The sequence below is a fragment of the Burkholderia sp. AU39826 genome (assembly GCF_020419965.1).
Classification (GTDB): domain Bacteria; phylum Pseudomonadota; class Gammaproteobacteria; order Burkholderiales; family Burkholderiaceae; genus Burkholderia; species Burkholderia semiarida.
This window is the reverse complement of sequence record NZ_JAIZQG010000003.1, coordinates 145,527-166,286: the sequence shown is the minus strand read 5'-3', so window position 1 is coordinate 166,286 and position 20,760 is coordinate 145,527. Positions and strand designations below refer to the sequence as shown.

General features: G+C 64.8%; 19 protein-coding genes. 13 read left to right on the top strand and 6 right to left on the bottom strand.

The genetic code is table 11. The features are described from left to right. Positions 1-1,325 precede the first annotated feature (1,325 nt). The gene (locus LGM42_RS09765; protein ID WP_059581471.1) at positions 1,326-2,693 is read left to right on the top strand and encodes a replication initiation protein; all 1,368 of its coding nucleotides are present in this window, start codon (positions 1,326-1,328) and stop codon (positions 2,691-2,693) included. Positions 2,694-2,785: 92 nt separating this feature from the next. Here LGM42_RS09765 and LGM42_RS09760 read toward each other — a convergent pair whose 3' ends face one another. Beyond that, a complete protein-coding gene (locus LGM42_RS09760; RefSeq protein WP_226232104.1) occupies positions 2,786-3,847 on the bottom strand; it encodes a ParB/RepB/Spo0J family partition protein in 1,062 nt (353 codons plus the stop codon). A gap of 23 nt (positions 3,848-3,870) precedes the next feature. Further along, complete coding sequence (gene parA, locus LGM42_RS09755; protein WP_059581476.1) at positions 3,871-4,533, bottom strand: ParA family partition ATPase; 663 nt, start codon at positions 4,531-4,533, stop codon at positions 3,871-3,873. A 1,098-nt stretch (positions 4,534-5,631) separates the two neighbouring features. Between parA and arsC the strand changes: the two genes are divergently transcribed. Further along, positions 5,632-5,988, top strand: coding sequence for an arsenate reductase (glutaredoxin) (gene arsC / locus LGM42_RS09750; protein ID WP_060317925.1), 357 nt, complete (start codon positions 5,632-5,634; stop codon positions 5,986-5,988). A 153-nt stretch (positions 5,989-6,141) separates the two neighbouring features. On the opposite strand, the gene LGM42_RS09745 is transcribed toward arsC, so the two are convergent. Both LGM42_RS09745 and LGM42_RS09740 read right to left on the bottom strand, forming a co-directional pair. Next, positions 6,142-6,357 (bottom strand): zf-HC2 domain-containing protein, encoded by a 216-nt coding sequence (locus LGM42_RS09745; protein ID WP_089465883.1) that lies wholly within the window; start codon positions 6,355-6,357, stop codon positions 6,142-6,144. Continuing rightward, complete coding sequence (locus LGM42_RS09740; RefSeq protein ID WP_059581479.1) at positions 6,335-6,934, bottom strand: RNA polymerase factor sigma-70; 600 nt, start codon at positions 6,932-6,934, stop codon at positions 6,335-6,337. Before LGM42_RS09740 ends, LGM42_RS09745 begins: the two co-directional genes overlap by 23 nt. Positions 6,935-7,304: 370 nt before the next feature. Here LGM42_RS09740 and LGM42_RS09735 point away from each other — a divergent pair, with 370 nt between their 5' ends. Continuing rightward, positions 7,305-7,859 (top strand): NADPH-dependent FMN reductase, encoded by a 555-nt coding sequence (locus LGM42_RS09735; RefSeq protein WP_059581481.1) that lies wholly within the window; start codon positions 7,305-7,307, stop codon positions 7,857-7,859. A 62-nt stretch (positions 7,860-7,921) separates the two neighbouring features. Here LGM42_RS09735 and LGM42_RS09730 read toward each other — a convergent pair whose 3' ends face one another. Then, positions 7,922-10,171, bottom strand: a complete 2,250-nt coding sequence (locus LGM42_RS09730; RefSeq protein WP_059644560.1) for a hybrid sensor histidine kinase/response regulator — start codon at positions 10,169-10,171, stop codon at positions 7,922-7,924. Positions 10,172-10,644: 473 nt separating this feature from the next. Between LGM42_RS09730 and LGM42_RS09725 the strand changes: the two genes are divergently transcribed. From LGM42_RS09725 to LGM42_RS09715, 3 genes are read left to right on the top strand one after another with little or no spacing between them, the layout of a single operon-like run. After that, positions 10,645-11,013, top strand: coding sequence for a response regulator (locus LGM42_RS09725; RefSeq protein WP_011548759.1), 369 nt, complete (start codon positions 10,645-10,647; stop codon positions 11,011-11,013). Next, the gene (locus LGM42_RS09720) at positions 11,006-11,632 is read left to right on the top strand and encodes a chemotaxis protein CheC (RefSeq protein WP_059581485.1); all 627 of its coding nucleotides are present in this window, start codon (positions 11,006-11,008) and stop codon (positions 11,630-11,632) included. Before LGM42_RS09725 ends, LGM42_RS09720 begins: the two co-directional genes overlap by 8 nt. Further along, positions 11,629-12,570, top strand: coding sequence for a GGDEF domain-containing protein (locus LGM42_RS09715; protein WP_059581488.1), 942 nt, complete (start codon positions 11,629-11,631; stop codon positions 12,568-12,570). Before LGM42_RS09720 ends, LGM42_RS09715 begins: the two co-directional genes overlap by 4 nt. Positions 12,571-12,585: 15 nt before the next feature. Here LGM42_RS09715 and LGM42_RS09710 read toward each other — a convergent pair whose 3' ends face one another. After that, on the bottom strand, positions 12,586-13,470 hold the full coding sequence (locus LGM42_RS09710) for an alpha/beta fold hydrolase (RefSeq protein WP_226232103.1): 885 nt from the start codon (positions 13,468-13,470) through the stop codon (positions 12,586-12,588). 205 nt (positions 13,471-13,675) lie between these two features. Between LGM42_RS09710 and LGM42_RS09705 the strand changes: the two genes are divergently transcribed. From LGM42_RS09705 to LGM42_RS09675, 7 genes are all read left to right on the top strand, one after another. Beyond that, a complete protein-coding gene (locus LGM42_RS09705; RefSeq protein WP_059581495.1) occupies positions 13,676-14,008 on the top strand; it encodes a hypothetical protein in 333 nt (110 codons plus the stop codon). 258 nt (positions 14,009-14,266) lie between these two features. After that, a complete protein-coding gene (hpnD, locus tag LGM42_RS09700; RefSeq protein ID WP_226232102.1) occupies positions 14,267-15,115 on the top strand; it encodes a presqualene diphosphate synthase HpnD in 849 nt (282 codons plus the stop codon). Between the two features lie 13 nt (positions 15,116-15,128). Continuing rightward, positions 15,129-16,382, top strand: coding sequence for a hydroxysqualene dehydroxylase HpnE (gene hpnE / locus LGM42_RS09695; RefSeq protein ID WP_226232101.1), 1,254 nt, complete (start codon positions 15,129-15,131; stop codon positions 16,380-16,382). 12 nt (positions 16,383-16,394) lie between these two features. Next, positions 16,395-18,368 carry a squalene--hopene cyclase gene (gene shc / locus LGM42_RS09690; RefSeq protein WP_060317681.1) on the top strand — a complete coding sequence of 658 codons (1,974 nt, stop codon included), beginning with the start codon at positions 16,395-16,397 and terminating at the stop codon, positions 18,366-18,368. Between the two features lie 54 nt (positions 18,369-18,422). Then, on the top strand, positions 18,423-19,079 hold the full coding sequence (locus LGM42_RS09685) for a phosphorylase (protein ID WP_059581508.1): 657 nt from the start codon (positions 18,423-18,425) through the stop codon (positions 19,077-19,079). A 496-nt stretch (positions 19,080-19,575) separates the two neighbouring features. Then, entirely contained in the window at positions 19,576-20,058 is a 483-nt protein-coding gene (locus tag LGM42_RS09680) for an Hcp family type VI secretion system effector (RefSeq protein WP_226232099.1), read from the top strand. A gap of 14 nt (positions 20,059-20,072) precedes the next feature. Continuing rightward, the gene (locus LGM42_RS09675; RefSeq protein ID WP_226232098.1) at positions 20,073-20,666 is read left to right on the top strand and encodes an N-acetylmuramoyl-L-alanine amidase; all 594 of its coding nucleotides are present in this window, start codon (positions 20,073-20,075) and stop codon (positions 20,664-20,666) included. The last annotated feature ends 94 nt before the right edge of the window (positions 20,667-20,760 follow it).

Genomic DNA, 20,760 nt, shown 5'->3' with positions numbered 1-20,760 from the left:
GGATCACAGTAAAACACGAGTTTTCCCAAAGGTGAGGGTTTTCGGGGCCGTACAGCCATGGAACCCGCACTGCGCCTGACCGCACAGTTTTCTGCCTGTGCAGACATAGGTGAGAATTTGCGGGACCTGTTTCGCGCCCCGATTCTGCCCATCTTTTGGGCAGATTGGGTGAAAGGTGAGATTTCACGGGACCTCGCGGGAATTTGCTGTGAGGATTTCCGGGAACCGGACGCCATTTTGCACAGCAAAAGTGCTCTCCGGTGCCTGTGATGCCCCAAAGGTGAGGTTTTTCGGGAGGAAAATCCGGGCCTTCCTGCCCCTTTGCGCGCAAGGTGAGCTTTTTCGGGGCATGGATCACAGGCTGTGGCTTGGCTGAAAGGTGAGATTTTCCGGGAGAGATATCTGCTCGAAAAATGGGCAAAGGTGAGGCTTTTCAGGACCCGGAACCGGTCGAATTCGCCGAAAAGCCCGCCAGGACTGGAAGAAATCTCGTTTTTGCTGTGCCACTTTTTGGCACAGGTGAGATTTTTCGGGGGCGGGCCTACGGTCGTCCTATGAAGGATTCCGGCCGAAAGGTGAGGCTTTCCGGGAGATCGCGTCGATGCACAGCCAAATGCCTTCTGTGCATAAGTATCGGAAGAAATTGAAGTTTTTGATACCGCGCCGGTTACGGTGAGGTTTTTCGGGAGCCATTTCCGTGCCCGCCGCAGTGCCGCATTTGATTGGTAAGGTGAGCGTTTTCGGGAGTCGTTGGCGCTCGGTCCCGCGTCCGTCGGGCATTTATCGGTATCCGGACGAATCGACCTGCTGTGCTCGAGGTGAGTATTTTCGGGACCCGATACGATTTGCGCGCTGTACAATGCGCGCCCGGGCCAGCCAATCACGCGTTGTTCGGGCCGCGCGTGCCGGTTTCCGCGGTGCTTTCCCCTATGTCGGAGCCGAATCGACTTCCTCGCGAGCCGTGCCTGTACATGCATACAGGCCGGTGTGCCTCAGTCGCGGACGGGCGGTGAGGTGCAGTCGCAAGCCTGTGTCGAACTCACGGCTGCGCAGTCGTAAAATTACGACAAATCGAAAGGTGAGCCGATACGGGAGCCAATTCCGCACGTGTCGCGCACAGGGGAAATTCTGTGAATCGGCGCATGCCGCGGCACGTCTGGAAGAGTCCGGAACGCCGCCCTGGCCGACCGGTGAGCGTTTTCGGGAGGGGTTCGGGTGAGTGCCGTTTTGCCGGCGCGCTTCACCGGCTATGGTGAGCATGTCGTTCTGGACGCACATCACCGCAGGCGCTATCCTTCCGGGAAACTTCTCCTCCGACCCGACGTATGGCCACGACGAAGCGCGCCAAGAAAACCGATGTGGATGTGGTGAGTGCCAGTTCAGCCGAATTGCGAAAGGCCGTCGAGGCGATCGCCATTCAGCCGAAGAGCGGCAAGATCACGCTCCTCACTCGCAAGCTGTTCAATGTCCTGCTGGCCGTCGCGCAGCAGGCCGACGATTCGGGCGATACGTATCGCGCGCTGCTGTCGGACATCGTTGCCAACTCCGCTTTCGATTCGAACGACACCGCGTTGGTGAAGGAACACCTGCGTCGCATGGTGTCGGTGCAGGTCGAATGGAGCACGGGGACGTCGAGCCAGAAGCCGGGCCGCAAGTGGGGGATCTCCACGCTGATTGCCGATGCGGAAATTCTCGAGGATCCGACCACCCGCCGCGTATGGGTCGAATTCTCGTTCGCGCCGAAGATCAAGAAGAAGCTGCTCGACCCGGTCCAGTATGCGCGCCTGAGCCTGCAGTTCCAGAGCCAGCTGCGCAGCAGCGCGGGGCTCGCGCTGTACGAGATCTGCGTGCGCTACCTGACGAACCCGAGCCATTTGACGATGCGCGAGCCGTGGGAATGGTGGCGGCCGATTCTGTCGGGCACGCCCGACACGGAAGCCGGCGACGAAGCGAAGCGCGAGTACAAGTACTTCAAGCGCGACTACCTGCGTCCCGCGATCGCGGAAGTCAATGCGGTCACCAACATCTTCGTCGAACTGATCGAGCACCGCGAAGGGCGTCGGGTGGCCGAGATCCAGTTTCGCGTGACCGAACGCAAGCAGCCGATGCTCGCGCTCGACGAACACCCGAACGTGTTCGACAGCACGCTGGTCGACCGGATGGTGAAACTCGGGATCCCGCTGAAGGAAGCACAAACACTCTATGCGGACAGCGAGGAAAACCGGATTCGCGCCGCATTGCAGATGACCGAGCAGCGGATGCGCAGCACGACGCTGCCGCCGGTGCGCAGCGCGCCGGCGCTGTTCAAGGACGCGCTGAAGAAGGGTTATGCGCCGCCGGTCGAGTCGGTCGACGCGCTGCCTGCCGGCACGCCGTCCGCGAAGGCTGCGGCTGCGCAGCCGGACGATCTGAAGGCTCGCCTGCTGAGCGAGTTCGCGGCGTTCCGCCGCAAGGAAGCGAAGGTGCTGTACGAGGAGCAGGGCGACGCGGAGCGCGAAGTGGCGCGTGAGTCGTTCGAATCCGAGGCATTGCCGACGATGGGCTCGCATCTGCGCGACGACTGGCGCAAGCGCGGCCTCGATTCCAAGCTGGCCGAGACGGCCTTTTTCGACTGGCTGGCCCAGAAGACCTGGGGCGAGCCGACGGACGGCGATCTGCTGTCGTTCACGCTGAACCAGTCGCGGGCCGCTTGAGGCCTGCTCAGGCCCGCTGACGGGCCGCCGCCGGTCCCATCCATTGGTCGGGCGGGGCCGGCGCCCGTGTCAGGCTCTGCCGGCCGCTTCCATTACTCCGACAACAGCATCCGCTCGAGTTGCTCGAGGATCGCGTCGCGCTTGTCCTTCGGCAGGCCGCGCAGGCGCAGTTCGATGCGGTCTTCGCCATACGATTTCAGATCGCCGACCGACTTGCCGCCGAGCTTGATCTCGAGACGCTGCGCGTAGCGCTGACGGCCCGCGGCCTTCGGCGTCTCCTGTGCCGCGACGCGGCCCTTGACGATGTCCGACACCTGGCGCGTGCTGAGGTCGTCCGACACGATCTTGTTGATCAGCCGCAGCGTCGCCTCGGTGCCGCGCGCGTTGTGATAGCGGCCGACCTGATACGCCATGTTCGATCCGAAGCGATCGGGGCGCGCGACCATTTCCTGCATGATCGCTTCCGGCAATTTGCCGATCGACAGCGCGACAGCCACCGTCGACTCGTCGAGGCCGAGATGCTCGGCGAGTTCTTTCTGGCTCTGGAAATGCTTGTCGTCGAGGAAGCGGCGCCACACGACGGCATTGTCGAACACCGTCTGCGAATCGCGCTGAACGTTGAGGTCATAGCCGAGCTTGTAGCTCTGGATGCCGATCGGCACGTCGATCACGATCGCCTTGACCGACTCCTTGTTCGCTTCCTTCAGCGCCCGCACGCGGCGGCCACCATCGCTGACGAAATACGTGCCCGGGTTGTCGTAATCCGGAATCACGTGGATCGCTTGCTGCTGCCCTTGCTTCGCAAGATTCACCGCGAGTTCGGCAATCGACGATTTCAGATAGAAGTGCCGCGGGTTGAACGGGCTATGTTTGATCGCCTTCAACGGCAACTCGATCACCTGCCCCGGGGCATAGCGATTCTCGAGACGCCACGCGCGATATTGCTGCGATTCGTCGATCGACGGGTCGATCGTGAATTCCGGAGCTGGCGGCGGTGCGATGTCCTTCTTCGTGGATTTGGTCGACACCGGGGTCGGCGTCTCGGACTTGACGATGCCGTCGATCGCATTGAGCCGATCGAGCGCCGTGCGCTTCTCGCTCGTCGTGATATCCGGGCGCGCTTGGAATCCTTTGGCAAATTGGGAGGGTTTCATGTGACTCCTTTGTGCGCATAAAGTCAGGGCAGCATGGCGACGATTTCGTCGGCACATGCGCGAATTTCGGAGGCGGCCAGCTTGCCGCCACGATCGTTCATTTGCAGCACGGTCTGACCGAGCGCCATCGCCTGCTTGTACGCTTCCCGAGTCGGGATCTGCGTCTTCAGCAACGGAAAGCCGAGTTCCTCGAGTGCACGCTTGAGCTCGCGGGTCAGCATGCGTTTCTCTTCGGTCTTGTTCAGCAGGAAGACCGCGCGGAGGTCTTCGTTCATCACCTGCGCCTGCTGAATCAGTTTGACCAGCCCGACGCTCGACCAGTAATCGGCCGGCGACGACGATGTCGGGATCACGGCAATTGATGCGGCCAGCAGGACGACACCCGAGACTTTCTCGGTGATCGACGGCGGGCAGTCCACGACGATGATGTCGTAATCGTTGATGAACTTTTTGATCTCGCGATGGATCTGGCCGTCGGCTTCGGCAAGATTGACGACCGGAAACGGGATGCCGTTTTCGCTGTCGCCGGATGCGCTCGACCAGTGAACCAGCGTGTTTTGACGGTCAGCATCGATGACGAGGACGCGCTTCCCTTTTTCATGGAACGCGGCGCCGAGATGCATGGCAATCGTGCTTTTGCCGACGCCACCTTTTTGTTGAGTGACTGCAATAATTTCCGCGGCCAATTTTCACTCCTGTTTTGGTCGTTGGAATTCTACAGGACGATATTTGAATTTCAATGAAATTGTCGGTCGACAACGACGCATTGGCCATTCGGACGATCGGTTTATGCGCATAAACGAAGTGGTGAAGATGGGTAGCTCATTGGGGCGGTGTGTTGGAGGTGGCGAAGCTGAGATAGAGGGGGATGGGCTGCGTGGGTGGGATCTTCACGCGCTACATCGTCGGGCATCTGTTCGTCACTGGGATATCGCGGGTGCTCTGCCCTTTCCGGGGCGGATAGGACTGTCGGCGAGTCGGGGAGTTTGTGCGCATAAACTTCGCAGAGGACGAAGCGATGAACTCGGCTCGGAGCGTGCCGGGCGTCGGCGAGCGAGCTCCGAGACGAATGCGCGTCCCTGCGTTGCGTCCGTGAACGGGCATTCAGGGGGACATTCTGTCGGCCCGCAGCGTTTATGCGCATAAACCAGACGCAACGATGACCCGCGATGAAGGGCCGCAGCCGGTACCTCGCCCGAATCAGGCGATCCATGATGTCGCGTCGGGACGGTCTGTCGCTTGCAGCGATCGCCCGGTGCCGTCTCGTGCCGGTATCGCTCACGGCCTGAGTCACGCCGCGCCTCGCCCGACAATCGCCGGCCTTATGCGCATAAACCTGCCCGGAGGCAGGCGGCCGATGATGTCGCGCTGGGGTGTCTTATCGATACAGCGATCGCCCTCTGCCGCCTTGTGTCGCATACGTCCACGCCCGGAATCGCGCGTCGCCTCGGCCGAAAATCGCGGGCTTTATGCGCATAAACCACTCGACGCGCCGGGCAATCCCGCACCCCTTCCACCATCGGACAGCCTCTGCGACCATTGCTGGGCTAATCGCAGTCCGGGATCCCGCGAACCAGGTGTTCTAGCTTTATGCGCATAAACAACGGCTCTTTGAAGCGTTTTCAAACACCGGAGACACGCTCTTCCATCACAGCGCGTCGCTAAACCGAACCGTCTCAGCCACTTGTCGAAAGGAACGCCACCCGGTCTCGGCTGAACCACACCACCAAGCCCCTCAATGCAGAGTGGCTACAATACAGGGCTCCCCCACCCAGGCTTGAATGATGATCACGATCTACCACAACCCCCGATGCTCGAAGTCCCGCGAGACGCTTGCGTTGGTCGAGTCGCTGAATACCGCCGGCACGCCGTTGACCGTCGTCGAGTACCTGAAGACGCCGCCGACCGTCGAGGAACTGGAAACGCTGCATCAGCAGCTCGGCCGGCCGGTCCGCGACATGCTGCGCGACGGCGAGGAGCCGTACAAGACGCTGAATCTGACCCGCGCGGATCTGACCGACGCCGAAGCCTACGCGGCGATCGTCGCTCATCCGATCCTGCTGCAGCGCCCCATCGTCGTGTATCGCGGCAAGGCGGCTATCGGTCGACCGCCCGAGTCCGTGAAGGCGTTGTTCGAATAATTCTTGTCCGGCGTATTTTTCTTATTGCATCGATGCGGCCCAGCCCGGCCCGGCACGCGCAACGGCATCCAGGCCGACGCAACCTCCAGGCCGCCCGCCAGCCGTCACCGGAACGATACGCCGACATCGCGGCGCCTCGGGCGTGAACACGCCCTAGCCGCCGCCGGCCGGCCCGTCATCATCATCCGGCTCCCGCCCCGCCGCCGCTTTCGCGGCGGTCCGCAACAGCGCGATCTGCCCGCGATAGGCGCGGCATCCGCTGCAGGTCGGCAGATGCACACGCACCCGCAGGCGCTCGTGCAGTGTCAGAGGCCGGTCGAGCGCATCCGACAGCAGTCGCGTCACGTCAGTACATTTCCCCGGCAGCATCTTCGGTCGTCAGTCCTTTTTCGCTCAGGCAGGTTCGCAGGCGCGTGCGTGCCCGGTACAGCAGCACGCTGCAATGATTCGTCGTCAGCGTCAATTCGCTGCAGATGTCCGGAATCTCGACGTCGAGGAATTCGCGCATCATGAACACGCGTCCGATCTGCTCCGGCAGATGGTCGAGGCACACCTGGAACAGCATCCAGAACTGCTGTTGCTGCAACAGCGTCTCGGGTTTCGGCCACGGTCGCGGTTTCGCATGCGCGGCCCAGTGCCCGTTGTCCTTGAACAGTTCGCGATCGAGCACGGATTCGCCGTCGAGCTCCGCATCGAGCGCGGTCAGGCTCACCATCCGCTGCCGCGCGCGCAGCACGTCGATCAGCTTGTTGCGCAGGATGGCGAACACCCACGTCTTGTGGGCCGATAGCCCTGCGAACTCGCCGGCATGCGACCACGCGGCGGCCAGCGCCTCCTGCACGGCGTCTTCGGCCGCGTCGGCATCGCGAAGCTGGAGTCGTGCGAAGCGCAGCAGATCGTGCCGCAGTTGTGCGAGATAGGCGGGGTCGTCGTATGCGGACGGCATGCGTGGGTTGTCGTGTTTCGAAGCGATCGCGCATGCGTCACGGAACGGGCGCATCGCGGTGCGAGCAGCTTACTGGTTGCGGTGCCGCCCTGCAACGCCATGTTCCGTCGCGATTTCATGAAGCCGGCCGCCGCGCTGCGCTATGCTTGCCGAACCTCTCGTCTCGCATGTCGAAGACGCCGCGCGGCGGGCAAACTGTAACGTCGGAACATAACGCTCGAGTTATCCACAATTTCTGTGGAAAACCTTGTGGAAAGTCGGCCGGACGGCCCCGTCGGACGGCTCGCGGGCTGGCTTGCCTATAAACAGACCTTTGTCGCCCATTCGGAAGCAATCGCTCCGATTCCTCACTTACCGGAAGGAGAATGCCATGTCCTATCGAATTGCGGTCGTCGTCGGCAGCCTGCGCAGCGCTTCGACGAACCGTGCGCTCGCGCACGCCGTGATCTCGCTCGCCCCCGCCGATTTTTCGTTCGAGTTCGTCGAGATCGGCGAGCTGCCGCTGTACAGCCAGGACTACGACGCGAATTTCCCGGAAGTCGCGAAGCGCTTCAAGCAGTCGATCGAAGCCGCCGACGCGTTGCTGTTCGTCACGCCCGAGTACAACCGGTCGATTCCGGGCGTGCTGAAGAATGCGCTCGACTGGGGCTCGCGCCCGTGGGGTTCCAATTCGTGGTCGGGCAAGCCGGGCGCGGTGCTCGGCACGTCGCCGGGCGCGACGGGCACCGCACTCGCGCAGCAGCACCTGCGCAACGTGCTCGCGTACCTCGACGTGAAGACGCTCGGTCAGCCCGAAATGTTCATCAAGCACGATCCGGCGCGCATCGACGACCAGGGGCAGATCGTCAGCGAGGACACGCGCAAGTTCCTGCAGGGCTTCGTCGATCGCTACGCGGGCTGGGTGCGCCTGCTGAAATCGGCGTGATGTCGTTGGCCTGATCGCCGCCGCGCCGGTTCACGCAGTCGCGCCGGCCCGCACGCGGCCGGTCACGCGCCGGCGTGTCGTGCGTCGCGCGCTTCGCGGATGCCCAGCAGGATCTCGTCGAGCAGCGCGATATCGAACGGCTTCGACAGCACGCGGACGTTGACGGTGCGCGTGCGGTCGAGCTCCTCCGCATAGCCCGTGACGAGAATCACGGGCAGCTTCCCCGGCCGCTTCTCGACCGCTTCGGCCAGGTCGATGCCGTTCATGCGGCCCGGCATGTGGATGTCCGAAATCACGAGGTCGAACGCGTCGTTCGCCGCGGCGCCCTCGATCAGGCGCAACGCGTCGTCGGCGGTGGGCGCATAGGTCACGCGATGACCGAGCAGCGACAGCAGCGCTTCGGTGCCGGCCGCGACTTCGCCGTTGTCCTCGACGAGCAGCACGTGCAGGCCGGCGAGCGTGCCGTTCCCCGCATCGTGCGCGCCGGCCGCCGGCCGTGCGACGACGTCCTCGGCGCGCGCGCGCGGCAGGTACAGACGCACCGACGTGCCGGCGCCGACCGCGCTGTCGATCGTCGCGAGGCCGCCCGAGCGTTCGCAGAACGCGAATACCTGCGGCAGGCCGAGCCCCGTCCCCATTCCCTGCGCCTTCGTCGTGAACAGCGGTTCGAATGCGCGGGCGAGCACGTCGGGCGCCATGCCCGAACCCGTGTCGTCGAGCGAGATCTGCACGAACTCGCCCGTCAGCGGGAAGCCGTCCTCGCGGCGCAGCGTGACGTTGCGCGCGCCGACCGTGAAGCGTCCGCCGGTCGTCATCGCATCGCGCGCGTTGACCGCGAGGTTGATCACCGCGAGCTCAAGCTCCGCGACATCGACGCGAATCGGCCAGACGCCCGGCTCGATCGCGACGACCAGCGACGACTTCGACCCGAGCGACGTCTTCAGCAGTTCGCGGCACGTGCCGAGCCATTGCCCGATGTCGATCGTCTCGTTGTGCAGCGGCTGCTTGCGCGCGACGCCGAGCAGCTGGCGCGTGAGCGACTGCCCGTTCTTCAGCGCGCGTTCGATCGCGCCGAGCTCCTTGTCGAGATGCTGGACGCCGCGCCGCCGCGCGATCTGCACGTTGCTGGAGATGATCATCAGCAGGTTGTTGAAGTCGTGCGCGACGCTGCCGACGAGATTGCCGAGCGCCTGCATCTTGCGCGACTGCCGGTACGCCGATTCGATCGAGCGCCGCATCGACGCTTCGGCCTGCCAGCGGTCCCACGCCTCCTCTTCCGCCTTCAGCCGCTTGAGCGACAGCCAGATCACGGACCACAGCGCGACCGACGGCGCGAACATCGAGATGAACAGCACGCTCAGGTGTTCGTACCATTCATGCCAGATCGCCGACGTGCGGTATGCGCAGGTCACGAAGACCGGGTAGCTGCCGACCTGGCGATACGCGACGATCTCGCTGCTCGCACCGTCGTGGCGCACGCGCACGACGCCCGCGCGCGGATCGTTGTGCGCATTGCCGAACGTGACCGAGCGATCGGTATGCGCGAGCGACGGCGGCGGCGGATACGACGCGATCACCGCGCCGTCCGAGCGCGCGAGCGCCATCGTCATCGGCGTGCTCGCGCCGCCGAGCAGGTCGCGGTAGAACGCGTTGAAATACGACGACTTCAGCGCGATCGACACCATGCCGGCGAACGAACCGTCGCTATGGCGTCGCGCGACGCCCGTGTTGAATACGGGAATGTTCTCGAGCTTGAGCGGCCCCATCATCAGCCGCGAGATGTGTTCGATGACCTTGCCGTCGCGGATGCCGGCGAAGTCGTCGCGGTTCGCGATCGACGCGTACGGCGCCGGATAGTAGAGGCTGTTGGCGAGCAGCATTCCGCTCGCGCCGAAGATCGACACGGCGGCCACCTGCGGATAGCCGCCGCCGATCGTGTTCAGCGCTTCGTGGATGTCGGATTCCCTGCTGCGCACGGCTGCGTCGTCCATGTCCTGCACGAGGTCGACGATGCGCGCATCGAGCGTTTCGCTCAGGTCGAACACCTTGAGCGCATGCTCCTCGGCGACGCGCACGGTGCGCATCGTCACGTCGCTCGCCGCGGCCTCGCGCGCCTTCAGGTCGTTGTACGCCATCACTGCCACGTAGATGCACGGCAGCACGATCGCCGCGACGAGCAGCACGATCAGCGTCACGCGGCGTACCGCGAAATCGTGCTCGGGCGCGCCGGACGCGTAGCTGCCGTCGTCCTGCCAGTCATCGGCGGGAGCGGGGGCGGGAGCGCGAGAGTCGGCAGGCCGTTCGGACGTCATCGAGGAAAGCGGGTGAAGCGGAGGTGTCTGCCATCATAAACGAGTTGCGGCGGCCCGCCGCGCGGCGCCGTACGGGCGCAATCCTGTCGTATGTGACAGAGGTAAACCGTCAGATTGAAAACGCGACGAATCCGGCAGCGCAAACGTACACAAGGAAAAATTTTGCGTGCTTATCTCGAAAATGGTCGCGCCTGTTTTCGGAATGGCGCGCGATCGGATCGATTCTGTTCGAAATGGTGAATATGGCGAGTTGCATCGCCTCCGGTTTACTCCGAGAATCGCGCCTTGCTTTCCCTATGACAGATACATGCGCCCGCCGGCGATTGCCGCGCGGTGCGTCGCGCGCACCTGCGTCGCGGCGCCCCGTGCGCGGCCGCAAGGCGGTTGCCCGCGCCCGAAACGCATGGCACCTAAAGAAGTGCGCCGCGCGGTCGTTAACGCGAGAGAGACCATTCCGTATACCGCATCGCCCCATGCCTTTGCCGATTGTAATTGCCGACGATTCGCTGCTCGCTCGCAAACTGCTGACAAAGGCGCTGCCGGGGGATTGGGACGTTGACGTCGCGTATGCAGCGAATGGTCGCGAGGCCTTGGCGCTCTATCGTGACGGCAAAGCTTCCGTGATGTTTCTGGACCTGACGATGCCCGACATGAGCGGATATCAGGTCCTGGAAACACTGCGCCACGAAGATCTGAACACGTTCGTGATCGTGGTATCCGCCGATATCCAGCCGCAGGCGCAAGCACGCGTGCGTGAATTGGGCGCGATCGCATTCGTTGCCAAGCCCGTGACGTCGGAGGCATTGCTGCCCATTCTCAAGGAGTATGGGTTGTATGCCTGAATCGGTGTTCACGGCGGAGCAACGCGACGCGTTGCAGGAGATCGCCAACCTTGCAATGGGCCGCGCCGCCGCGCGGCTGGCGTTGCTGCTCGGACATTTCATCGAGCTGTCGGTGCCGCGCGTGCGCGTCGTGAAAGCGGCCGACGCGAGCGACGCGCTGCGCGAGATGACAGGCATTCACGACAACGTGACCGCCGTGCGCCAGGGCTTCCGTTCCGACATCAAGGGCGAGGCGATCGTGCTGTGCCGCACGGCGGGTGTCGCGCGGCTCATGTCGGTCGTCGACCGCACGTTCGGCGACGGCGTGTATGGCGGGATGGCGACGCCGGACGAGCTCGTGTTCGACGTCGCGAACGTGCTGATGGGCGCCTGCGTCGCGTCGATCCTCGACGAACTCGGCCGCAAGCCCGTGTTCTTTCCGCCGGGGCTGCTCGGCGCGAACGTGTCGTTCGACGACGTCTTCCAGCCGAACGAACTGGGGTGGAGCGTCGCGCTGCTGCTCGAGGTGAACTTCGGGCTCGAGGACCACACGTTCCGCGCGCATTTCGTGATGCTGATGGCCGAGGATTCGATCCGGCTGATGGGCGACGCGCTCGACGCGTTGCTGTCCGCGCTATGACGGCCGCCGCCCCGTCGCTGAGCGACCTCGTGATCGAGCGGGTCGGCTTCGGCCTGTTCGTGCTCGACCGTTCGATGACCGTCCTGATGTGGAATCGCTTCATGCAGGACCACAGCGGCATTCCCGCCGCCGACGTGATCGGCCGCAACCTGTTCGACCGCTTTCCGGATCTGCCGCGCGCATGGCTGTCGCGCAAGCTCGAGAGCGTGTTCCAGCTCGGCAGCTTCGCGTTCAGCTCGTGGGAGCAGCGGCCCTACCTGTTCCGCTTCGAGCACGACCGGCCGATCACGGGCGGCGTCGACTACATGCAGCAGGACTGCACGTTCATGCCGCTCACGCGCGGCCGTGACGTCGAGGCCGTATGCGTGACGATCTCGGACGTCACGCATGTGAGCGTGATGCAACGGGAGCGCGAGGAAGCGGTCGCGAAGCTGCGCGAACACGCGAATCTCGACGGGCTGACCGGCATCGCGAACCGGCGCTTTTTCGAGGTGCGGCTCGGTGACGAATTCGCGCGCTGGCAGCGCTACGGCGGCGACCTGTCGGTGCTGCTGTTCGACCTCGATCACTTCAAGACGATCAACGACCGCTTCGGGCATGCGGTGGGCGACGCCGTGCTGCGCGAGACGGCGCGCCGCGTCGCGTCGATCGTGCGCGCGCAGGATACGTTCGGCCGCTTCGGCGGCGAGGAATTCGCGCTGCTGCTGCCGTGCACGAATCTCGACGAGGCGATGCGGGTGGCCGACAAGGTGCGCGAGGCGATCGGCAGCGTGCCGGTCGACGCCGAGGGCGTCAGCGTGCCGGTCACGGCGAGCGTCGGCGGCGCGTGCGCGAAAGCCGGCGCGTCGACCTGCGACGTGCTCGTGAACGAGGCCGACGCCGCGCTCTATCGCGCGAAGCGGCTCGGGCGCGATCGGTCGGTCGCGTACGCCGACTGACCGCGCCCGCCCCGCTCAGCTTTTCGCGATGTCGGCGAGCACGCCGGCCAGCACGGCCGGCTGCGACACGAACGGCGAGTGGCTGCTGTCGAGCTGGTGCACGTGGGTCGGGTTGCCGGGCGCGAACGCGTCGGCTTCGTCGATGAAGCGCTGCTGCAGCGCGGGCAGGATCACGCGATCGGCGAGGCACTTGACGTAGTGACGGTCGATCGCGCCCCAGCGTGTGGCAGTCGTCGGGATCGCGGTCGCGAACGGCGCCGCCGGCACGTCGCAACTCATCAGGTTCGCGACCGCATCGAAGTCGGCCTGCGGCACGTCTTCGTACAGCGCGCGCTTCATCAATTCGCGATACGCGGCATCGCCGCTGTGCGGATCGATGCGCAGCGCGCCGGCCACGCGCGGGCTCGCGAGCATCAGCGGGCCGAGCAGCTCGCCGTTGTTTTCCGGGGCGCGCACGTAGTCGAGGCCCGGCACGCCCGACGCGGGCATGAAGGCGGCGAGATAGACGATCTTCGCGATCTTCTCCGGCGCGCGTTCGGCGGCCGCCGTGATCGCGAGGCCGCCCATGCTGTGCCCGACCAGCACGACCTTGCCGCGGCCGAGCGCGTACGCGTCGTCGACGGCCTGCATCACCTGCGTCGCGTAGTCGTCGAGCGTCGTGTTCGCGACCGGCGACGGCTCGGCGCCGAACGCGTCCTTGTCGAGCGGCCGCGCGAGATACGACGCGGGAAAGCGTGCATGGATGCCGTGCGCGGGCAGGTCGCGCGCGATCGACTGGTAGCCGCGCGCGGCGAGCGCGGCCGCCACGTGGGCATAGCACCACGCGCCATGCCATGCGCCGTGCACGAGCACGAAAACGGGATGATCGGACTGCGGGGTGGCGGTGTCGTTCGTCTCCATGGTGTCCGTGTTTTTTCGAGAAAGGTGTTCATCTTAGACGAAGCCGCGCGCCGCCCGGCATGAACGCCGGGCCCGAGCCAGCGCTGGTTCGCACCGGCCGTCGCGATACAGGCCATTTGTCTCGTACAGGCCACATTTCGTCCTGATCTGATTTGAATTTGCGCCGAAGCGCGCTAATTTGTCGGTTTGCCTGCGATTGCACCCCATGAACGTCGACTACCTCTTCTATCGGAAGCCGGACAAACCCGGCCCCTATTCGCTCGACGACCTGGGCGACATCGCGCCGCCGATCGGCCCAGGTGAACTCGTGCGCGCGGGCATCGCACGCGTGTTCGAGCAGATCGACTGGCAGGAATCGCCCGACGTGCCCGGCGCGTGGTTCGGCACGGGCGGCGCGGTGTTCCAGTTCACCGCCGAGCCCGACGGCCGCGTGACGAGCTTCATGGGCTCGCGCCTCGAGCGCCGGTCGATGCTGCAGCTCACGCGTGAAATGGGGCTCATCGCGCTCGACCTGCAGCGCGACATCGTCTACGGCTGACGCGCCGCGCGGCATCCCTTCGCGAAGGCCGGCCGCACCGCCCTGGCGGCGGCGCTCGACACCCCGCCAGACCCGGCGCGTGTCCGCCATCGACCTTCAAAGATTGCTATACTTTCGGCCAATTCCGGCTTCCGGCCGGTAATTTGTGCCTGTCTGCGTCGATCGTTCGCATATCTCGCTCGCATTCGACGCCCTGACCATCCCAGCCGGGCATGGCTTCTTCAATCGCCCCGCGTGGGTGTCTCCGTGGAGCTCGTCTTGGCCGTTTCCCATTCCGTCGTGGACGAACAAGAAACCGACGCCGCTGCCGTCACATCGGGCAGTTCTTTCTATCTGGCGATGCGCATCCTGCCGGCCGCGCAGCGCGATGCGATGTTCCAGGTCTACGCGTTTTGCCGCGCGGTCGACGATATCGCCGACAGCGACCTGCCGCGCGCCGAGCGCAACGCGGGCCTCGATCGCTGGCGCGCGGACATCGACGCATGCTTCGCCGGCCGCCCGCCGCGCCACCTGGCCGCGCTCGATCGCGAGATCCGCGCGTTCAACCTGCAGCGCGCCGATTTCCACGCGATGATCGACGGGATGGCGATGGACGCGGTGGAAGACATCTGCGCGCCCGACGAGCCGACGCTCGACCTCTTCTGCGATCGCGTGGCGAGCGCGGCCGGCCGGCTGTCGGTGAGGATTTTCGGGATGCCGGAAGCCGAAGGGATCACGCTGTCGCACCACCTCGGCCGTGCGCTGCAACTGACGAACATCCTGCGCGACATCGACGACGACGCGGCGATCAACCGCTGCTACCTGCCGCGCGAGCTGCTCGCGCGCGAAGGCATCGCGATCACCGATCCGGCGACGATCGTGCGCGATCCGGCGTTGCCGCGCGTGTGTGCAACGCTCGTCGAGCGCGCGCTCGAGCACTTCCGCGAGGCCGACGCGGTGATGGACACCTGTCCGCGCGCGCAGGTGAAGGCGCCGCGCATCATGTCGGGCGCGTATCGCTGCATTCTCGACGCCGCGATCGCACGCGGCTTTGCCGCGCCACGCGCACCGCTGCGCAAGCCGAAGGCGCGCATGCTGATGATCGCCGCGCGCTACGCGCTGTTCTGAGTCGACCGACGCGATGCCCAGAACCGTCCACGTGATCGGCGCAGGACTCGCGGGCCTGTCGGCCGCGGTCGAGCTGCAACGTCGCGGGCGGCGCATCGTGCTGCACGACGCGCATGCGCACGCGGGCGGCCGCTGCCGCTCGTGGTTCGACGGGACGCTGAACACGACGCTCGACAGCGGGCTGCACACGGTTTTCGCGGGGCAGCCCGCGACGCAGCGCTACCTGCGCGCGATCGGCGCGGCCGATCAGCTCGCGGGGCCCGCACTGGCGGAATTCCCGGTCATGGACATCGCGTCGCAGCAGCGCTGGACGCTACGCTTCGGCAACGGCCCTTGGCCGTCGTGGCTGTTCGATGCCGCGTCGCGCGCGCCGGGCACGACGCCGCTCGACTACCTCGCGCTGGCTCCGCTCGCGTTCGCCCGCACGGGCCGCTCGCTTGCGCAGACGATGCGATGCGACGGCGTGCTGTGGGATCGCTGGCTGCGACCGTTTTTCCTCGCGGTGCTGAATATCGAGCCGCGCCACGCGAGCGCCGAGCTCGCGCGCGCCGCGCTGTGCGGCACGTTCGCCGCGGGCGGCCCCGGCTGCCGTCCGCTCGTCGCGCGCCGCGGGCTCGGCAGCGCGTTCGTCGAACCGGCGCTGCGGATGCTGCAGTACGGCGGCGCGCAGATCCGCCTGAATTCGCGGCTCGATGCGTTCGAATTCGGCGCGCACGGCAATGCGGTCGACGCGGTGTCGGTCGGCGGCGAGCGCATCGATCTCGCGCCGGGCGACGCGGTCGTGCTGGCCGTGCCGCCCGAGGTCGCGCAGCCGCTCGTGCCCGAACTCACCGCGCCCGACACGTTCAGCGCGGTCGTGACCGCGTATTTCGCGGTCGAATCGTCGGCCGGCAATCCGTTGCAGACGACCGTCGTCAACGGCGTCGTCGACGCGGTGCGTACCGGCGACGGCCAGCTCGTGGCGACGATCCGCGATGCGGGGCGCTGGCTCGACATGCCGCGCGACACGCTCGCGCGGCGCATCTGGGAAGACGTCGCGCGCGTGACCGGCGCGAACCCGCAAGCCATTCCCGCGTGGCAGCTCGTCGTCGAGCCGCGCGCGGGCTTTGCGGCGGTGCCGTCGCAGGAAATGAAACGTCCGGCCGTGCGTACGCGCTGGACCAATCTTGTACTCGCGGGCGACTGGATTGCCACCGGCTTGCCCGCCACGATCGAGGGCGCGATCCGTTCCGGCCAGCTGGCCGCGGACGTGCTCCAGACGCAATAAACAGAGGGACCGATGAACGATCTCACCGAAATGGCTACCCTGTCCGCCGGCGCCGTGCCGGCCGGCGTCGACGCGGCTGTCGCGCGTGCGACCGACGCGCTGCTCGCGGCGCAGCAACCGGACGGACACTGGGTCTACGAACTCGAAGCGGATTCGACGATTCCCGCCGAATACGTGCTGCTCGTCCACTATCTGGGCGAGACGCCGAACCTCGAGCTCGAACAGAAGATCGGCAAGTATCTGCGCCGCATCCAGCAGGCCGACGGCGGCTGGCCGCTGTTCACCGACGGCGCGCCGAACATCAGCGCGAGCGTGAAGGCGTATTTCGCGCTGAAGGTGATCGGCGACGACGAGAATGCCGAGCACATGCAGCGCGCGCGCCGCGCGATCCATGCGATGGGCGGCGCCGAGATGTCGAACGTGTTCACGCGCATCCAGCTCGCGCTGTACGGTGCGATCCCGTGGCGCGCGGTGCCGATGATGCCGGTCGAGATCATGCTGCTGCCGCAGTGGTTCCCGTTCCACCTGTCGAAGGTGTCGTACTGGGCGCGCACCGTGATCGTGCCGCTGCTCGTGCTGAACGCGAAGCGTCCGCTCGCGAAGAACCCGCGCGGCGTGCGCATCGACGAGCTGTTCATCGACCCGCCCGTCAACGCCGGGCTGCTGCCGCGCCAGGGCCACCAGAGCCCGGGCTGGTTCGCGTTCTTCCGCGTGGTCGACCATGCGTTGCGCGCGGTCGACGGCCTGTTCCCGAGCTATACGCGCGAACGCGCGATCCGTCAGGCCGTGTCGTTCGTCGACGAGCGCCTGAACGGCGAGGACGGCCTCGGCGCGATCTATCCGGCGATGGCCAACGCGGTGATGATGTACGACGTGCTCGGTTACGCGGAAGATCATCCGAACCGCGCGCTCGCGCGCAAGTCGGTCGAGAAGCTGCTCGTCGTGCACGACGACGAAGCGTATTGCCAGCCGTGCCTGTCGCCCGTATGGGATACGTCGCTCGTCGCGCATGCGTTGCTCGAGACCGGCGACGCGCGTGCGCAGGCAGCCGTGCTGCGCGGCCTCGAATGGCTGCGCCCGCTGCAGATCCTCGACGTGCGCGGCGACTGGATCTCGCGCCGCCCGAACGTGCGGCCCGGCGGCTGGGCGTTCCAGTACGCGAACGCGCACTACCCGGACGTCGACGATACGGCCGTGGTCGTGATGGCGATGGATCGCGCGCAGAAGCTCACGCAGTCGGACACGTATCGCGAATCGATGGCGCGTGCGCGCGAATGGGTCGTCGGCATGCAAAGCAGCGACGGCGGCTGGGGCGCGTTCGAACCGGAAAACACGCAGTACTACCTGAACAACATTCCGTTCTCCGATCACGGCGCGCTGCTCGATCCGCCGACTGCCGACGTGTCGGGCCGCTGCCTGTCGATGCTGTCGCAGCTCGGCGAGACGCCGCTGAACAGCGAGCCGGCGCGCCGTGCGCTCGACTACATGCTCAAGGAGCAGGAGCCGGACGGCAGCTGGTACGGCCGCTGGGGGATGAACTACGTGTACGGCACGTGGACGGCCCTGTGCTCGCTGAACGCGGCCGGCCTGACGCCGGACGATCCGCGCATGAAGCGCGGGGCGCAGTGGCTGCTGTCGATCCAGAACAAGGATGGCGGCTGGGGCGAGGACGGCGACAGCTACAAGCTGAACTACCGCGGCTACGAGCAGGCGCCGAGCACGGCGTCGCAGACGGCCTGGGCGCTGCTCGGCCTGATGGCGGCCGGCGAAGTGAACAACCCGGCCGTTGCGCGCGGCGTCGACTACCTGGTCGCTCAGCAGAACGAAGAGGGCCTGTGGGACGAGACGCGCTTCACGGCGACGGGCTTCCCGCGCGTGTTCTACCTGCGCTACCACGGCTATCGCAAGTTCTTCCCGCTGTGGGCGCTCGCGCGCTACCGCAACCTGAAGCGCGCCAATGCGACGCGCGTGACGGTCGGGATGTAACGCGTGCCGACGACGCAGCACAATGGCACGTTGTCCGTCATCGCGGTTACCGGGATGGCGTTCGAGGCGCGCATCGCGCGCGGTGAAGGCGTCGAGGCCGTGTTCGCCGCGCGGGCCGACCGGCTCGAGCGCGCGCTGACCGAAGCGACCGCGCGCGGTTGCGCGGGCATCGTGAGCTTCGGCACGGCGGGCGGGCTCGCGCCCGACCTGACGCCCGGCGCGCTCGTGATCGCGAACGCGATCGACGGGCCGTTCGGCCGCGTGGAGACCGATGCGGGCTGGAGCACGCGGCTCGTCGCCGCGCTGCACGACACGCCGGTGTGGGCGCGCGTCACGCGCGGCACGATCGCGGCCGTCGGTGCGCCGGTCGTCAGCGAACAGGACAAGGCGTCGCTGCATCATGCGAAGGGTGCACTGGCCGTCGACATGGAGTCGCACATCGCCGCCGCGTTCGCGGCCGCGCGCGGCGTGCCGTTCGCGGTGTGCCGCGCGATCGTCGATCCGGCGTGGCGCACGCTGCCGCGTGCGGCGACGGCCGGCCTGCGCGACGACGGCAGCACGGCGATCCTGCCGATCCTGCGCGAACTGCTGAAGCAGCCGTCGCAGCTCGGCCCCTTGCTGCAGGTCGCCAGCGACGCGCGTGCGGCGCGCACGACGCTGATCCAGGCGCGCCACGCGTTCGAGCGGGCAGGCGCGATGCGGATCGTCTGAGCGGCGTTCGCCGCGTTTCACTTCTTTCTTCCCCATTCGATCGCGCGGAACCGACGCACTGTCGTTGCCGCGCCGCAGCCGCGAGCGCATGAAGTCGGCGCGCGCCTGCACCGGCATGGCAGCCGCAGCGGAGTGGGTGTCTCCGGAACAGCCATCCGTATGAGATTCCCGAATCTCGAACGGGAATCGCGCGGGCATCGTACGCAGAGTGTGTTCGCGCTTGTGCGTCGGTATGGTGGGCACTATTTGCCATTGTGTAACCCGTCGGCGCTCAACCATCCGATATCCCGTCGCTCATCGGCAGTCAATACCCCGGTGAGCTTCCTTTGCTCCAGGTTCATCCCGGTATAAGCGCGTGCCCACGGACTCATTCCGGTGGGCTGTGCGTCGACGCAATTGGATCCTGCTTTTCGATTTTGTCTGATTGACGCGTCGGGCCCCATCTTTCATCGTTCGAGTTGATTTGGTTTTCTTATTTACCGAGCGAGAGAGGCGAATGGCGCAGGACATTTTCTTGAAGCTGACGGACATAGCGGGCGAATCGCTCGATGCAGATCACTCGAATGAAATTGAAGTGCTGACGTGGGATTGGTCGGTGAGTCAGCAATCCAATATGCATATGGGAAGTGGTGGCGGAGCAGGCAGAAGTATCGTCGACGACCTGACTTTCGAGCACTACATCGACCGTGCCACACCGAATCTTATCCAGTGCTGCCTGACAGGAAGGCATATTGAGCGTGCGGTGCTGGTTATGCGCAAAGCTGGCGGTACGCCGCTCGAATACCTCAGGGTCACGATGGAGGACGTACTTGTTACCAAGGTTAGTCAGGTTAGCACCACCAATATGAGAATTCCGCGCGAGGAGGTTCGACTATCCTTCTCCCAAGTGAGACAGGAATATCTGGTTCAGAACTCGCGGGGAGGAAATGGCGGAACGGTGAGCATGGGCTACGACATCAAGGCCAACATGACTATTTAACGAAAGGGGGCGCAATGCTGTTTATTTCAAAACAAGGCCATGTCGATGCGGAGCGCATCGAGGTCAGGATTTTTTCGACAATTGAGCGAAGCGCGATGGCTAAGGTCAATGGAATCGTTGTTCACCAAACTGACGGGACCACGGCTGATAGTACGTTTAATAGCTATGCAGTAAGTGGGGCAAATGGAGCGCACTTCCTGATAGACAAGAGTGGAACCATATATCAAACCGCTTCAGTGTACAAGAGAACCAACCATGTCGGGTTGCTCAAATCTCGGTGTCTTATGGAAAGAAAGTGTAGTCCATCCGAATTTAAAAGGGTGTCTGGCATGGCAGGGAAATATGCAAAATTATCGGGGGTGGAGTATGGGAAGGGTTTTCCGGATAGGTATCCGGGAAATGCGGACTCTATTGGGATAGAAATCGTCGGTCGAATGGATAGAGAAACGAAAATATACGAAGTGGTAAATGACAGGCAAAATGATTCATTGAGGTGGCTCGTAAAGGAGCTTTGCGAAACATTGGGAATATCTTTTTCCGAGATATACAGGCATCCTGAGGTGTCGTACAAGAGGGAAACTGAAGCGGGAACTGCAAAATGGGATTGATGTGTAGGTATTTTTTTCTTGTGTGTATTTTCTTGTTCTGTTCCTCGTCGCAGGCGAGAGGGGTGAGGGATATCGAGATTCTCGAATCCGGGAA